A 14,189-nucleotide genomic window follows, 5' to 3' on the forward strand; every position below is an offset into this window, starting at 1 on the left:
TCAAGGCAATGGGCGTGGATTTGGGTAGGAGGGATATTGCTCATACCTCTGAGGGGGATCACTGGAATGGACAGCAGTTGAACCAGGTCAGAGACCACTACTCCCGGTTGAGAGCGGCTCTGCGACGCAAGGCCAGTCAGGGCACACGCAGTTCTCGACGGAGATGTCGGGAGCTGGTGCAACGGCTGTCTGGTCGGGAGAGGCGCTTTCAAACTTGGGTGAACCACTGCATCTCCACTCGCGTCAGCGGGACGGAGTCCTTAGCCCTTGTTGCTAGGGCCAAAGCTACCTGCAGCCTCATTGCCTTGGAGGACTGGACTGGGATGAGAGAACGTACCAACCAACAGCCGCGCAGCAAGACGGAGCGGCGGCGGTCAAACAGTGAGGCCTACGGCCCGCTAGCGCGAGGGGCGTTCTCCCAGTGGAGACAGTTTGTGCACTACAAGGCAGCCAGAGCGGGGGTGGAGGTGGTGGTAGTACCGCCTGCCTACACTTGGCAAACTTGTCACCGGTGTTTGTGGCTTGGGCGGCGGGAAGGGAAGCATTTTCGTTGTGTCAACCCGGCCTGTGGCTGGGAAGGGGATGCAGATTTGAACGGTGCTAACGGGATTGCCCTTTTGGGGGCCGCTGTAAACCGGCCTGGAAGTCCGTGGTTGGCTTGCCAACTGCAGGGCTACCCTTCGCGTCAGCGGCGCGTAGCGCTTAAGCCCGCTCGTACCGCTTAGCGGTCGGGGCCGGGTAGTTTACCCTACAATCAAGCTAGAGCAGACCTTTTCCGCTTAGCAAGCCATGCAAACCCTGGATCGGCCCAACGCGCCCTCTCAGCAGCCCTACCCAGAACCAGTCTACCCCCGTCGTCCTACCCGCACCGTAGCCGTAGGCAACGTGTTGATCGGTAGCCAGCACCCGGTGGTGGTGCAATCCATGATCAACGAAGACACCCTTGACATCGAGGCAGCGGTGGCGGCCATCCGTCGTCTGCACGAGGCAGGTTCGGAGATCGTGCGGGTTACCGTTCCCAGCATGGCCCATGCCAAGGCGATGGAGGCGATTCGGGACAAGCTGATCCAAACCTACAGGCCGGTGCCGCTGGTGGCCGATGTACACCACAACGGCATCAAGATCGCCCTGGAGGTTGCCCAGTACGTGGACAAGGTGCGCATCAACCCGGGGCTGTTCGTCCTAGAAAAGCCGCAGCCCGGTCGCACCGAGTACACCCAAGCCGAACTGGAGGCCATCCGCAACAAGATCCGCGAAACCTTCACCCCCCTGGTGCAGACCCTCAAAGCCCAGAACAAAGCCCTGCGCATCGGTGTCAACCACGGATCCCTGGCGGAGCGCATGCTCTTCATCTATGGAGATACTCCCGAGGGCATGGTGGAGTCGGCCCTAGAATATGCCGAGATTTGCGCCGAGCAAGACTTCCACAACGTGGTTCTCTCCTTCAAAGCTTCCCGTCCGCAGGTGATGTTGGCTGCTTACCGGCTGGCCGCCCGCCGCTTCGATGCCTTGGGCCTGAACTACCCCTTCCACTTGGGGGTGACCGAGGCCGGCGATGGAGAATATGGCCGCATCAAATCGGCAGTGGGGATCGGGACGCTTCTGGCCGAGGGGATCGGTGACACCATTCGGGTTTCCCTAACCGAAGCGCCGGAAAAAGAGATCCCGGTGGCCTACGGCATCTTGCAGGCCCTCAACCTGCGCAAGACCATGGTGGAATATGTGGCCTGCCCCTCCTGTGGCCGCACCCTGTTTAACTTGGAGGAAGTACTGCAGAAAGTGCGGGCTGCAACCCAGCACTTGGTGGGCCTCGACATTGCCGTCATGGGCTGCATTGTCAACGGGCCGGGGGAGATGGCTGACGCCGACTACGGCTATGTGGGGAAAACCCCCGGCTACATCTCCCTCTACCGCGGCAAGGAGGAGGTGAAGAAGGTGCCGGAGTCGGAGGGCGTCCAGGCGCTGATTGAGCTCATCAAAGCCGATGGGCGGTGGGTGGATCCTCCAGAAGGAAGCCCAAGTAAGTGACACACTCCTGACCCTCGTGCTAGCGCATGGGGAATAGACCTCTCACTTCAACGGGGTCTTGTAGTCTCTCCACGAGCAGACACGGGATGTCCTACCGCGCGGTTGTACCAGATTCCGGCAACGCCGCTTTGTATAACCACGACTGTTGTAACACATCCTTGCGGGGGTGGCTGTATCCCGACGCTAACCTTGCAGGTACAGTGCGGAGCTTATCCACCCCTGTACCCCCACTAGCTAAAACAAAAGAGAGGGCAGCAGCCCACCAGCAAGTCTCTTTGCCTGCTAGTCTAAAAAGACGGGTTGAACAGCTCCGAGTATGACCAGCACTCTCCCTACTCGCTCGTTTAATACCAGCCGCTCCAAGCAGATCTTTGCACGGGCGCAGCAGCTTATGCCGGGGGGCGTTAGCTCTCCGGTGCGCGCCTTTAAGTCGGTGGGCGGGGATCCCGTCGTGTTTGACCGCGTCTCAGGAGCCTACGCCTGGGATGTGGACGGCAACCAGTACATCGACTACATCGGCAGTTGGGGGCCGGCGATTGTCGGCCACGCCCATCCCGAGGTGATCGAGGCTCTGCACCGAGCTTTGGAGAAAGGCACCAGCTTTGGCGCCCCTTGCGTTTTGGAAAACGAGCTGGCCGAGCGGGTGATCGAGGCGGTGCCCAGCGTGGAGATGGTACGCTTTGTTAACTCCGGCACCGAAGCTTGCATGGCGGCGCTGCGCCTGATGCGGGCCTACACGGGGCGGGAAAAGGTGATCAAGTTCGAGGGCTGCTACCACGGCCATGCGGACATGTTTTTGGTCAAGGCCGGCTCAGGGGTGGCCACGCTGGGCCTGCCGGATTCGCCGGGGGTACCTAAGGCCGCTACCAGTGCCACGCTGACCGCCCCCTACAACGATCTAGAGGCAGTCAAGGCTCTGTTTGAGCAGCATCCCGACTCCATTGCGGGCGTGATCCTAGAGCCGGTGGTGGGCAATGCCGGCTTCATTCCGCCGCAGCCGGGCTTTTTGGAGGGTTTGCGGGAGCTGACGCAGAAGTATGGCGCCCTGCTGGTGTTTGACGAGGTGATGACCGGCTTTCGCATCAGCTACGGCGGTGTGCAGGCCAAGTTTGGTGTCATCCCCGATTTAACCACCCTGGGCAAGGTAATCGGCGGCGGCCTGCCGGTGGGGGCCTACGGCGGTCGGCGGGAGATTATGGAAATGGTGGCGCCGGCGGGGCCGATGTACCAGGCGGGCACCCTCTCCGGCAACCCCCTGGCCATGACGGCCGGGATCCACACCCTCGATATTTTGCGTCGCCCCGGTACCTATGAGTATCTGGAGCGGATTACCGAGAAGCTGGCCACGGGGCTGCTGCAGATTGCGCAAGAGACCGGGCACGAGATGTGTGGGGGCCATTTGCCCGGCATGTTCGGCTTCTTCTTCACGGCTGGCCCAGTGCGCAACTACGAGGAGGCCAAGCGCTCGGACTTGCAAAAGTTTGCCCGCTTCCACCGCGGCATGCTGGAGCGGGGGGTGTATCTGGCGCCCTCGCAATTCGAGGCCGGCTTCACTTCCTTGGCCCACACCGAAGCCGATGTGGAGAGAACCCTCGAGGCGGCGCGAGAGGTGCTGCGCACGCTCTAGGGTTTCTTCTCCCCTCTCCCCTTGGGAGAGGGGTTGGGGGTGAGGGTGATCTGCACTGGGATCATGGCCGAGCACATCCACCGCAACTGGCGCATCACCACCCAAACCACCGACAGGGGGTTCATTTTTTGCTGTCAGCGGCTACGTCAGGATGGCTCGGTGGAGTTTGCCGCCCCAGCCTACGGCTACTTCCACAATGAGGCCGAGGCAATTTTGGCCGGCATGGTCTGGATCGACCGGCAGCAACTGCCGGATCACCTGGATGGCCTGCTCTTCGACAACGAGGAGCCAGAAAGTTAGCTCAGGGCTTTTTCCCCCACCAACTGTTCCCAGCCCAAGCCTTTGAGGGCGGCGTTGCGCCGCAGTGGGCGGGTGACCAGCTCCAGCAGCGCCTGGGTGTTGCCGAAGCCGTGGATCTGGGCAAAGGTAAACTCCACCGACCACTTGGTGGTGACGCCGCGGGCTTCGAGGGGGTTGGCGTGGGCCATGCCCGTGATTACCAGATCCGGCTGCAGGGCTTTGATGCGCTGCAGTTGGTTGTAGTTATCCGGCTTCTCGACAATGGTGGGCTTGGGCACCCCCATCTCCTCGCAGGTGCGCTCCAGGAGGGCCAGCTCGGCGGCCTGGTAGCGCTTGTCGAGGTAAGGGATCCCGATTTCCTGCACCGTCATACCGCAGCGCACCAGGAAGCGGGCCAGGGAGATCTCCAGCAGGTTATCCCCCATGAAGAAGACGCTCTTGCCCCGCAGCAGGCCCAGGTACTCCTGAACCTGGGGGTGACGCCACACTTCCCCTTCCCGCTCTGCCAGGCCTTGAGTCGGGATCCCCAGCTCGCCGGCGATGGCCTCGATCCAGGCGCGGGTGCCATCCGGCCCGATGGGAAAAGGAGCGGTGATGAGCTTGGCCTTTTTGCGGCGCACCAGCGTGGTGGCGGTGCGGCTGAGGAAAGGATTTACCCCCACCACATAGGTGCCCGGCTCGATGGCCGGCAGCTCCTCGTAGCGCTTGGCCGGCAGCCAGCCGGAGACGCGGATCCCGTACTTTTTCAGCTCCAGGGTGAGTTGGGTTACCACCGGATCCGGCACGGAGCCGAAGATCACCAAGGGGGGATGTTTGGGGAAGCCTTCTTCCTCTTTCTTTTTGCCGGGGCGCAGCCCGTAGAAAAGAGCCTGCAGGCCACCCCGCGTCTCCCGCTCTTCTTCCTGCACCTGCTCCGGGCAGCGCTGAGCCATAGAGGCCAAAACCGTGTCTTCCCCCTGGGTAAAGGCGTAGTCGAGGCCATTGGCCCGCGCCACCACAATCGGGATCCCGATCTCCCCTTCCAGCTTCTGGGCTAGGCCCTCCAGATCCATCTTGATGATCTCGGTGGTGCAGGTGCCGATCCAGACGATGACGCTGGGATTGCGATCCCGCTGGATTTGCAGGCACAGCCGCTTCAGCTCCTCGTAGTCGTTGAGCTTGGCGCTGATGTCCCCCTCTTCCAGCTCGGCCATGGCATAGCGCGGCTCGGCAAAGATCATCACCCCCATGGCATTTTGCAAAAAGTAGCCACAGGTTTTGGTGCCGATCACCAAAAAGAAGCTGTCTTCAATTTTGGGGTAGAGCCAAGCCACGCAACTAATCGGGCAGAAGGTGTGGTAGTTGCCGGTCTCGCATTGAAAGTGGAGGGTATTGGAAGCATCCACAGCAGCAGTCATCGTCGGCTCCTAGAAAAGGGTTTGTCAAGCTAGGGGGCGACCAATTGGGGCACGCCCACCAATTTCTCGCTCAGATCCCAGAGCAGCTTGGCCTTGGCCGCATCCCCCGCCTCGTCCGAGACTTCTTGGTTAAAGGGCTTGGCATTTTTCCGTTGCCGGTTGCCCCAGCTCCAGTAGAATCCCGACTGGCGAAACTCCGGATCCGCCACCACCTGGGCCACCCGCTCGCCGGCCAGCTCTTGGGAGACGTAGCCGCCGGTGATGTTTTTCTGAAACCAGGGGAACAGCTTTTGGAAGAGGGGATAGTGATGGCGGAAGAGGGCCGTTTCCGCCACACAGCCCGGGTAGAGGGAGAGAAACGTGATGCCGGTGCTCTCGTGGAAGCGGCGGTGCAGCTCCCGCATGGTGAGGATGTTGCAAACTTTGCTGTCTTTGTAGGCTTTGACGGGATCGAACTTGCCGCCGTCGGCCATGCTGATCGGTTCCTTGAAGCCCTGGGCAAAGCCCCGCAGATCCCCCAGGTGAGGTTGGGGTGGGATCTTGCCCCCCAGCTCCTTGGGGTTGTGGGTAACCGTGCCCAGGATCACCAGCCGCCGATCCGGATAGGTGGAGCGCTTCAGATCCTCCAGCATCAGGTGGCAGAGCAGGAAGTGCCCCAGATGGTTGGTGGCCATGGTCAGCTCATAGCCCTCCGGGCTGCGCAAGGGCTGCTTAAGCAAGGGCATGTAGATGGCGGCGTTGCACACCAGGGCATCCAGAGAGCGGCCCGACTGGCGAAATTGTTCGACAAATTGCCGCACACTGGCCAAGCTAGCCAGATCGATCGGCATCAGGGTGTAGCTGCCCTGCGGGATCCCCACCTGCTGAGCCATCCGCTGGCCTTTGTCCAGATCCCGACAGGCCATCACCACGTGCCAGCCCCGCTTGGCCAAAGCCAAAGCTGCGTACAGGCCAACGCCCGAAGAGGCTCCAGTAATCACCACGGTGGGTTGCACTTGTGCTTGCATATCCAACTCCTCTGCCATGTCCTCAAGATGGATCTCCTGCACAATCCATCTTGGGGCGGAAAGCGGGCCAGACAACGAATTGATAAGGTTTGCGACGGTTTTCCGAAACAATTGCTTCACTTTTAGACACACCGGCAAGCTGGCAGGTTTGGGATCCCTTACACCAGCGCCGGCTCCCTTGGCGGGGCGTTGTAAAAGTCCGACAGCAGGGCAAACAGCTCCCGATCCTCAGCAGGCCGGGGCACGATCCCTTCCGGGCGGGCCAGCAGCTCGTCGGCGATGTTCAGGTAGTACTGGCAGACGGGCTCCAGGCTGGGATCCGTCTCTGCCATCTCGAAGAGGGTTTTGCCCTTGACCCGCGAAATGCGAATGTCCTCGACCAGTGGCAGCACCTCGAGCACAGGCATGGGCACTGCCGAGACGTATTGGTCGATGAGATCCCGCTTGCTGGTGCGGTTGCCGATTAGGCCGGCCAGGCGCAGCTTGCGGGTTTTGGCTTTTTCTCGCACCGAGGCGGCAATGCGATTGGCGGCAAACAGGGCGTCAAAGCCGTTGTCAGTAACGATCACACAGTAGTCGGCGTAGTTGAGGGGGGCAGCAAAGCCGCCGCACACCACGTCCCCCAGCACGTCGAAGAGGATGACGTCGTACTCGTCAAAGGCGTTCAGCTCCTTCAGGAGTTTGACGGTTTCTCCCACCACATAGCCGCCACAGCCGGCCCCTGCCGGCGGCCCTCCCGCCTCGACGCAATCTACGCCGCCGTAGCCGCGGTAGATCACATCCTCGGGGTAGATGTCTTCGTAGTGGTAGCCCTTGGCTTCCAGGGTATCGATGATCGTGGGGATGAGAAAACCAGTCAGGGTGAAGGTGCTGTCGTGCTTGGGGTCACAGCCAATTTGCAACACCTTCTTGCCCCGCCGGGCCAAGGCCACCGAGAGGTTGCAACTGGTGGTGGACTTGCCGATCCCACCCTTCCCGTAAACTGCCAACTTCACAGCACGTTCCTCCACAAGCCTGACAAGGGCCATTATCGGCAGCTAACCCACTCCCTGAGAAGTGTTGAGAAGAATTAAGGCAAGCCTAAAACAAGTTAAAGCAATTTCTTAAATCGCCAGACGGACAAATCCTCGTCCAAGAGATTCTTCGAGCCGATTTTCGTCTTTTTTCCAGCTTTTGTTTTTTGTTTTTTCGTAAAAGCAGATCAAAAACAAATCATTCATCTCTCCCTGGCTTTGACAAGCGCTGCTCCCGTCAACTCGCTGGAGACTGCCGGCGGGATCCCTTTTCCCGCTTTGAGGGAGAGTCTCAAGAATGGTCTCAATGGCCAGAGGAGACGCGGAATCCCCAACTTCAAAAGGGATCTCAGGGATCGAAGGCAAAGGCAATCTGCACGGCCCCTGTAGAATCCACCTCAACCCTGCGCAGGAATTCCCGCAGGTAGGCGCGGCGCTCGCTCTCGCTGAGGTCTTGCCAGAAGGGCAGGATGGAGAGAGTTTGGGCGATCTGGAGGAAGTTGGCGGGAGGGAGCTGTTCCAGCTTTTGGGCCAAACGGGCCGTTTCCGCCCGCAGTTGGTAGCAGCGCTGGGCCAGGGAGGGCTCATCCATCAGTCCAGATTGCTGCAGCGCCTCCAGTTGCCGCAGCCGCTCGCTGTTGGCCTGGATCTGGGCTTGGAGCTGTTGGCGGGTTTGGTCCAGGGCCTGCCGATCCAGGTTTTGGGCACGGTGGGGGAGCTGCTCGCAGACCTGGCGGATCACCTCCTGCAGGACTTGGGCGTAGTGGAGGCTGTAGCGACAGGTTTGGCAACGCAGGTAGAGGTAGGAGGAGCCGTTCCTCTTGGCCTTGCCGGGGGTGGTTTGCACAATGCGCAGAAGGCTGCCACAGGTACGGCAATGGACGAGGCCAGCCAGAGCGCGGGGGGCGCTGGCGCTGCGGCGTGGGATCCTTTGGTTGCGTTTGAGCCAGCGATCGATCTGGGCGGCCTCGGTGCGGCTGAGGAGGGCGGGGTGGGTATCGCGCAGAACGGTGCCGTCGGCATAGGCCAGATCCCCGCGATAGACGGGGTTGAGCAGCCAGTTGCGCCCCGTGGCCACCGAAATGCGCTTGTGGTGTTTTTCTTCCAAAAAGCGCACCGCTTGGCGCAGGGATCCGTAGAGAAGAAAGTGCTGGAAAAAATCCTGAACAACAGGGGCCTGGCGGCGATCCAGCACGTAGCGCTCCCCTTCGCGGCGATAGCCAAAGGGAGCCGGGCCGGGGGGAGGCTTGCCCGCCAGGCGGTTGCGGGCCTGGCTGTGGCAGAGGCGGCGGCTTTGCAATTGATGGGGGATCTCGGCCAGCAGCGGGATCCAGTCGGCAGCCTCGCTGGGGGTGTGTAGGCCGGATTGGGTCACCAGGCTCAGTTGGATCCCTGCCTGTTGGATCTGCAACAGCCGTTGGTGGACTTCCTCCGCTCGATCCCCCAGATCCGCCAGGCGCACCAGCAGCACCTGCTGCACCGATCCGGCGGCGATGCCCTGCAACAGCTCTTCCAGGTGGGCGCGGGATCCCCAGTCGTGCCAGATGGGAGCGGCCCCGTGTGCTTTCAACCAGACCAGCTCCTGGTCTGGCCAAGGGGCATGGGCAGGCGTGTAGAGGTAGCCACAAATGCTCATGGACAAGCAACCTGTCACCGCTGCTGCACCATCACCCGACACCCCTCCTAGCCAGGGATCCCAGGTAGGCTAAGGGAGAGACAGACCGGCAACCCCTGGCTGCCGACCGCTCTCCGCAAGATGGCTTTACTCCACCGCCGCAGTCGCGTATTCCAGCTCCTCTTCCGACACCTCCAGCGGCGCCTCTTCGGCTTGTCCTTGCTTAGCAGCCCGCAGTTGCTCGCGGTACTTGGCCGCCATTTCTTCTGCTTTTTCGTAAACCAACTTGGGATCCCGCAGCATGTCGCCGGGATTGGGCTCCAGTTGCTTGGTGGACAGCGAGATCCGACCCCGTTCTGCGTCTAGGTCGATGATCATCACCTTCACTTCGTCGTTGACGTTGAAGACGCTGTGGGGCGTGTCAACATGTTCGTGGGAGATCTCGGAAATGTGCAGCAAGCCGGAGACGCCGCCAATGTCTATGAAGGCACCGTAAGGCTTGATGCCACGCACTGTGCCGACCACTACCTCGCCCACCTCCAGCTTGTTCATCTTCCGCTCCACCAGAGCGCGGCGATGGCTCAACACCAAGCGGTTGCGGTCTTCGTCCACCTCCAAAAACTTCAGGGGCAGCTCTTCGCCCACCAGCTCTTCCTTGGGCTTGCGGCTGCTGATGTGGGATCCGGGGATAAAGCCGCGCAATCCCTCAATGCGCACCAGGGCGCCTCCGCGGTTGGTAGCAAAAATGGTTGCCCGCACCGTGGCGTCTTCTTTCTGTAGCTGCCGCACCCGCTCCCAGGCCCGCATGTACTCGATGCGGCGAATGGAGAGGGTCAGTTGCCCCTCTTCATTTTCTTCGGTGAGGATGAAAAACTCGCGGGTCTCTCCCGGCTGCAGCACCTCGTGCGGGTCTTCTACCCGGCTGATGGACATCTCCTGCAGAGGCAGGAAAGCAGCCGTCTTGGCCCCGATATCGATCAACGCGCCGCGCGGCTCCACCGAAAATACCGTGCCGGCCACAATTTCGCCGGGGCTGAAGTGATAGTCGTACTTGTCCAGTAGGGCAGCAAAGTCCTCGGTGGTAAAACCTACATCGGCAGCAGCGGTGAATCGACTCATAGGGGTGTAACAGCAGTTGGCGCGAATTAGAAGAGCAGTTGAACTTGGTAATGAACGGCTCCCATACTCGCTCACCCTCCCGGGCGGGACAGGCAATAGCTTGGGAAATACTATCGTAGCTTAAGAGGGCGACTTTTGTGGCAAACTTCCTGGCGATCCTGCCAAGCTAGAGGGAGATGGCCAGAGTTGGGAGAGGGGCGATTGCATTTTATCGACCAGGCGGAAATTGAAGTGCAGGCGGGGAACGGCGGAGATGGCATTGTTGCCTTTCGCCGCGAAAAGTACGTGCCCGCCGGCGGGCCTTCGGGGGGCAATGGAGGACGGGGCGGCTCGGTGATCTTGGTGGCGGATCCCGGCTTGCAGACCTTGTTGGACTTTCGCTTCCAGCCGCTGATCAAAGCCGAACACGGGGCCAAGGGAGGACCCAACCACTGCAGCGGGGCCAGTGGTGCGGATCGGCTGGTGCGGGTGCCCTGCGGCACGATGGTGTTCAACGCAGAGACCGGCGAGCTGCTGGGGGATCTGGTGCAGCCCGGGGATCGGCTGCTGGTGGCTCGGGGCGGGAAGGGCGGCCTGGGCAATGCCCATTTTCTCAGCAACCACAATCGGGCTCCTCGCCAATTTACCAGGGGCCAACCGGGAGAGCGGCGACGCCTGCGCCTGGAGTTGAAGCTCATTGCCGAGGTGGGGATCGTCGGTATGCCCAATGCGGGCAAATCCACCCTGATCTCGGTGGTCTCGTCCGCCCGGCCCAAGATCGCCGATTACCCCTTCACCACCCTGCAGCCCAATTTGGGAGTGGTGCCTCATCCCTCCGGGGATGGGGTGGTGTTTGCTGACATTCCCGGACTGATCGAGGGGGCGCACCTAGGGGTGGGTCTGGGCCACGACTTTTTGCGCCATGTGGAGCGCACGCGGGTGCTGATCCACCTGGTGGACGGTACGACGGCGGATCCCGTCAGGGATTACCAAATCATTCAGCAGGAGCTGCGCGCCTACGGCCACGGGCTTAGCGACAAGCCGCAGATTGTGGTTTTGAACAAGATCGATGCCCTTGAGCCCCAGGAGGTGGCCGAGCGCACCCAGCAGCTGTCAATGGCTGCCGGTGCCCCGGTATCAGCCATCTCGGCGGTTGCCAGGCAGGGGCTGGAGCCCTTGTTGCAGCGGGTGTGGCAGTGCCTGGGCCGGGATCCGGATCCCCATCAACCTGCGGCGGCCAGCAAAATCCAGCCGGTCCAGGGGCAGAAGAATCTTAGAATAGGAGTGCCCCTGCCTTCCCAAAACTCAGAGATGAGCGGCTATGTATATCTCGGCGGAGGATCTGCCCCCCGACTTGCGCCAGATCAAGTTGGCCATTGAGCAGGCGGCCCAGGTGAGGGCAGGAGCTTGCTTGGAGCTGTTGATGCTCCTGCGGTTGTTGGAGGATCTGCACCGCACGATTTTGGAGGGGGCCTTCCGAGAGTCTTTGCCCAACACCCGCCAAGAGCTCTATCGGGTGCTTCAGGATTTGGAGGAAGCAGGCGACTGGCCCTATTTGCCTCGTCTGCATATTCAAGCGCTGATGCAACAGCTAAAAGATTGGCCGGAAGCGCAGGGATCCCTGCCGGTGCCGCCTACCCCTCGTTCTGGGGGAGTGGCAGAAGTGGTGGAAAGCCCCAGCCGCTCTGAGTCTTGAGGTTTTGCTTTTTTCTCCCGAATGGCCGAGTATTTTAAGCTCCATCCGCAGCATCCCCAGGCCCGCTCCATCCAACGGATTGCAGCCGCTCTGCGGGAAGGGGCGGTCATGCTCTACCCCACTGATACGGTCTATGCCATTGGCTGCGATGTCACCCACAAGCAGGCGGTGGAGCGGGTAAGGCGTCTCAAGCGGCTTTCCAACGACAAGCCCCTCACCTTTTTGTGCCCTTCGCTTTCCCAAATTGCCCAGTATGCCCAGGTGAGCGATCCCGCCTATCGACTGATGCGGCGGCTGATCCCAGGCCCGTTTACGTTTCTGCTGCCGGCCACCAAGCTGGTGCCCAAGCTAGTCATGGATCCCAAGCGGAAAACCACTGGCATCCGCGTGCCCGATTCGGCCATCTGTCAGGCGCTGTTGGCCGAGTTAGGCAACCCCATCGTCTCCACCTCGGCCAAGCTGGGCGGGGATCCCGTCGGCTCTTTGGAGGTGGGTTTTGACTCTGTTGGGGATTGGGAAGAGGGGGGAATCTTTACCGCCGAGGAAATGCGACAGTTGGAGAAACAGGTGGATCTGGTGCTGGATGACGAGGCTCCCTATCGGGCCCAGGTCTCGACGGTCATCGATCTCACGGGGCCGGAGCCCCTGTTGGTGCGGGCAGGCCTGGGGTACGAGCAGGTGGCAGAGCTCAGGCGGGTGGAAGAGCTGACTGGCTGAGGGCCGGGATCCCCCTTGCCCTACTCGGCTGCCACCAACTCCTAAAATAGGGTCGTGCTGCTGCGGTAAGCCCATGCCTGAAGCTTTGGCTGAGCAAAAATCGGCCCTGTTGCGCCTGCTGGAGACGACCGACCGGGGCCGACGTGTCTTGCCCGGCCAAAAAAGCCAGATCTTGTCTCACATTGCCGCCCTGGAAGCCCTCAACCCCACCCCTTGCCCAACGGCTGCCGCAGAACGGCTGGAGGGAAATTGGCTGAACCTGTTTACCACCAGCACAGACTTGTTGCGGTTGGCCAATTTGCCCCTTTTGACCACCGGTGAGATCTATCAGTGCATTCGGGCCCAAGCGGGCCAAGTCTTTAACGTGGCGGAGATCCAGGGATCCGGCTGGCTGCAGGCTTGGCTGCCGCGGGGAGTTTTGGCGGTGGCAGCCCGCTTCTACCCGGAGTCGGAACGCCGGGTCAAGGTGATTTTCGAGCGGCTGCTGCTCGGATCCCAGGCGTTGATGAGCTACGAGATCGAGAGTTTTCTCTATCTGCTCGAACGGGATCCCGAACGGATCCCGGCGGTGAAGATCGACGTTCGCCGCCGCGAGCCAACAGGCTGGCTGGAGATTACCTATTTGGATGAGGATCTGCGGATTGGCCGTGGCAGCGAAGGGAGTGTTTTTGTCTTGCGGCGGGTGGGCCGAGGCTGCGGCTAGCCAGAGGTGCCAGAGGGTTCGGCGGCGGCGATTTCAGAAAGAGGGGTCTTGGAGGTTAGACCAGAGCCTATCTCCCAGAGGGTCTGCAGGGCGCGGTAGGCCTCTTGCAAAGTCCGCAACTCCTGTTGGGATTGCTCCAGTTGCCGGGCCCATTGCTCCTGTTGGGAGCGCAGCTTTTGGTTTTCGGATTTTGTGCGATGCAGGAGGCGCTTAAGTTTTTGCTGCTGCTGCTGGAGTTGGGCCCGCTCGGCTTCCGACTGCTGCAGTTGGATCCCTTGGCGTTCCAGTTCTATCCTCAGGGTGGTGACTTGGGATTGAAGCTGGCGCAGCTTGTGGCGCAGCGCTTGCTCTCGCTCGGGCTTGAGTTGGGGGGAAGGGGATGAGGTTTGGAGGTTTTGCAGGTGCTGTTGCAACTGTTGCACCTGCTCCTGGAGAACCCGACACTGCTGCTGCTCGCTGCGCAGTTGTGCCTGGACACGCTCGCAGATCTGGATTTCGGCTTTCACCTGCTGCTTAATTCGGTCGAGAATCTTTTGGTGGCGGAGCTGGGTTTGGCGGATCTCCTGCGCTAATTGCCAAAGGCGCGGATCCCCCGCGGGCCTGCCACCGTGGTCGGCGGGATCGAAGGGAGACACGGCCTCCAACAGGGATTTTCGGAAATCGGCCCAGGAAGGGGATTGCAAGGCCATCTGGGTTACCCACCAAACTCCGTAGGCGGATCCGAGCCCGACCAACAAGCCAGGGATCCCGGCCAAGGACAGGGAAACCTTGGGCAGCGTGGGCAAAATCTGATCCAACAGCCCCGCCACCACCGCGCAAACCAGGAGCCCGCTCCCTGCAGCGGCGACGCCTGAGATCCAAGAGGAGCGGGAGGACATCATCGTTTTTGTTTATCAGAACCACCAGAGCGGGAGAACCAGGGCAAAGGTCAGGTTCAAAAATCACCTGTCTGCATCTCAGTTTATCCCGCCGGCAACCTCTGTCTCTC

Annotated in this window: 15 protein-coding genes; 8 read left to right on the plus strand and 7 right to left on the minus strand. The window is 61.0% G+C overall.

Annotated elements, in window-relative coordinates; translation table 11 throughout:
* The 4 genes from NW841_RS08480 to NW841_RS08495 all read left to right on the plus strand — a co-directional run.
* The coding region (locus NW841_RS08480) for an RNA-guided endonuclease TnpB family protein (protein WP_414386088.1) at positions 1–725 on the plus strand (725 nt) is incomplete at its 5' end.
* A 64-nt stretch (positions 726–789) separates the two neighbouring features.
* A complete protein-coding gene (ispG, locus tag NW841_RS08485) occupies positions 790–2,028 on the plus strand; it encodes a (E)-4-hydroxy-3-methylbut-2-enyl-diphosphate synthase (protein WP_414364860.1) in 1,239 nt (412 codons plus the stop codon).
* Positions 2,029–2,344: 316 nt separating this feature from the next.
* A complete protein-coding gene (gene hemL / locus NW841_RS08490; protein WP_414364862.1) occupies positions 2,345–3,655 on the plus strand; it encodes a glutamate-1-semialdehyde 2,1-aminomutase in 1,311 nt (436 codons plus the stop codon).
* 63 nt (positions 3,656–3,718) lie between these two features.
* The gene (locus tag NW841_RS08495; RefSeq protein WP_414386089.1) at positions 3,719–3,955 is read left to right on the plus strand and encodes a hypothetical protein; all 237 of its coding nucleotides are present in this window, start codon (positions 3,719–3,721) and stop codon (positions 3,953–3,955) included.
* On the opposite strand, the gene NW841_RS08500 is transcribed toward NW841_RS08495, so the two are convergent.
* From NW841_RS08500 to NW841_RS08525, 6 genes are all read right to left on the minus strand, one after another.
* Positions 3,952–5,352: a ferredoxin:protochlorophyllide reductase (ATP-dependent) subunit N gene (locus NW841_RS08500; RefSeq protein ID WP_414333679.1), complete on the minus strand. Its 1,401-nt coding sequence runs from the start codon at positions 5,350–5,352 to the stop codon at positions 3,952–3,954. The two genes, NW841_RS08495 and NW841_RS08500, sit on opposite strands and share 4 nt — an antisense overlap.
* Positions 5,353–5,381: 29 nt before the next feature.
* The gene (locus tag NW841_RS08505) at positions 5,382–6,359 is read right to left on the minus strand and encodes a protochlorophyllide reductase (protein WP_414364891.1); all 978 of its coding nucleotides are present in this window, start codon (positions 6,357–6,359) and stop codon (positions 5,382–5,384) included.
* A 158-nt stretch (positions 6,360–6,517) separates the two neighbouring features.
* The gene (bchL, locus tag NW841_RS08510; RefSeq protein ID WP_414386090.1) at positions 6,518–7,354 is read right to left on the minus strand and encodes a ferredoxin:protochlorophyllide reductase (ATP-dependent) iron-sulfur ATP-binding protein; all 837 of its coding nucleotides are present in this window, start codon (positions 7,352–7,354) and stop codon (positions 6,518–6,520) included.
* 108 nt (positions 7,355–7,462) lie between these two features.
* Positions 7,463–7,738, minus strand: coding sequence for a hypothetical protein (locus tag NW841_RS08515; RefSeq protein ID WP_414371579.1), 276 nt, complete (start codon positions 7,736–7,738; stop codon positions 7,463–7,465).
* Positions 7,722–9,008, minus strand: coding sequence for a recombinase family protein (locus NW841_RS08520; RefSeq protein ID WP_414386091.1), 1,287 nt, complete (start codon positions 9,006–9,008; stop codon positions 7,722–7,724). Before NW841_RS08520 ends, NW841_RS08515 begins: the two co-directional genes overlap by 17 nt.
* A 126-nt stretch (positions 9,009–9,134) precedes the next feature.
* A complete protein-coding gene (locus tag NW841_RS08525) occupies positions 9,135–10,106 on the minus strand; it encodes a 30S ribosomal protein S1 (protein WP_414364867.1) in 972 nt (323 codons plus the stop codon).
* Positions 10,107–10,307: 201 nt separating this feature from the next.
* Between NW841_RS08525 and obgE the strand changes: the two genes are divergently transcribed.
* The 4 genes from obgE (at position 10,308) to NW841_RS08545 (ending at position 13,201) form a co-directional block, all read left to right on the plus strand.
* Entirely contained in the window at positions 10,308–11,465 is a 1,158-nt protein-coding gene (gene obgE / locus NW841_RS08530) for a GTPase ObgE (protein WP_414364869.1), read from the plus strand.
* Positions 11,407–11,781 carry a hypothetical protein gene (locus NW841_RS08535; RefSeq protein ID WP_414386092.1) on the plus strand — a complete coding sequence of 125 codons (375 nt, stop codon included), beginning with the start codon at positions 11,407–11,409 and terminating at the stop codon, positions 11,779–11,781. The genes obgE and NW841_RS08535 overlap by 59 nt, the downstream gene beginning before the upstream one ends.
* A gap of 21 nt (positions 11,782–11,802) precedes the next feature.
* Positions 11,803–12,498: an L-threonylcarbamoyladenylate synthase gene (locus tag NW841_RS08540; RefSeq protein WP_414337822.1), complete on the plus strand. Its 696-nt coding sequence runs from the start codon at positions 11,803–11,805 to the stop codon at positions 12,496–12,498.
* 73 nt (positions 12,499–12,571) lie between these two features.
* Positions 12,572–13,201, plus strand: coding sequence for a PAP/fibrillin family protein (locus tag NW841_RS08545; protein ID WP_414364874.1), 630 nt, complete (start codon positions 12,572–12,574; stop codon positions 13,199–13,201).
* Here the strand turns inward: NW841_RS08545 and NW841_RS08550 are convergent.
* Complete coding sequence (locus NW841_RS08550; protein ID WP_414386093.1) at positions 13,198–14,082, minus strand: hypothetical protein; 885 nt, start codon at positions 14,080–14,082, stop codon at positions 13,198–13,200. The two genes, NW841_RS08545 and NW841_RS08550, sit on opposite strands and share 4 nt — an antisense overlap.
* Positions 14,083–14,189: the final 107 nt, after the last annotated feature.

The organism is Synechococcus sp. H60.3, assembly GCF_047462295.1.
GTDB lineage: Bacteria > Cyanobacteriota > Cyanobacteriia > Thermostichales > Thermostichaceae > Thermostichus.

Coding starts and splice junctions, on each gene's coding strand:
- ispG (WP_414364860.1), top strand. CDS start 790: ATGCAAACCCTGGATCGGCCCAACGCGCCCTCTCAGCAGCCCTACCCA.
- hemL (WP_414364862.1), top strand. CDS start 2,345: ATGACCAGCACTCTCCCTACTCGCTCGTTTAATACCAGCCGCTCCAAG.
- NW841_RS08495 (WP_414386089.1), top strand. CDS start 3,719: ATGGCCGAGCACATCCACCGCAACTGGCGCATCACCACCCAAACCACC.
- NW841_RS08500 (WP_414333679.1), bottom strand. CDS start 5,352: ATGACTGCTGCTGTGGATGCTTCCAATACCCTCCACTTTCAATGCGAG.
- NW841_RS08505 (WP_414364891.1), bottom strand. CDS start 6,359: ATGCAAGCACAAGTGCAACCCACCGTGGTGATTACTGGAGCCTCTTCG.
- NW841_RS08520 (WP_414386091.1), bottom strand. CDS start 9,008: ATGAGCATTTGTGGCTACCTCTACACGCCTGCCCATGCCCCTTGGCCA.
- NW841_RS08525 (WP_414364867.1), bottom strand. CDS start 10,106: ATGAGTCGATTCACCGCTGCTGCCGATGTAGGTTTTACCACCGAGGAC.
- NW841_RS08535 (WP_414386092.1), top strand. CDS start 11,407: ATGTATATCTCGGCGGAGGATCTGCCCCCCGACTTGCGCCAGATCAAG.
- NW841_RS08540 (WP_414337822.1), top strand. CDS start 11,803: ATGGCCGAGTATTTTAAGCTCCATCCGCAGCATCCCCAGGCCCGCTCC.
- NW841_RS08545 (WP_414364874.1), top strand. CDS start 12,572: ATGCCTGAAGCTTTGGCTGAGCAAAAATCGGCCCTGTTGCGCCTGCTG.
- NW841_RS08550 (WP_414386093.1), bottom strand. CDS start 14,082: ATGATGTCCTCCCGCTCCTCTTGGATCTCAGGCGTCGCCGCTGCAGGG.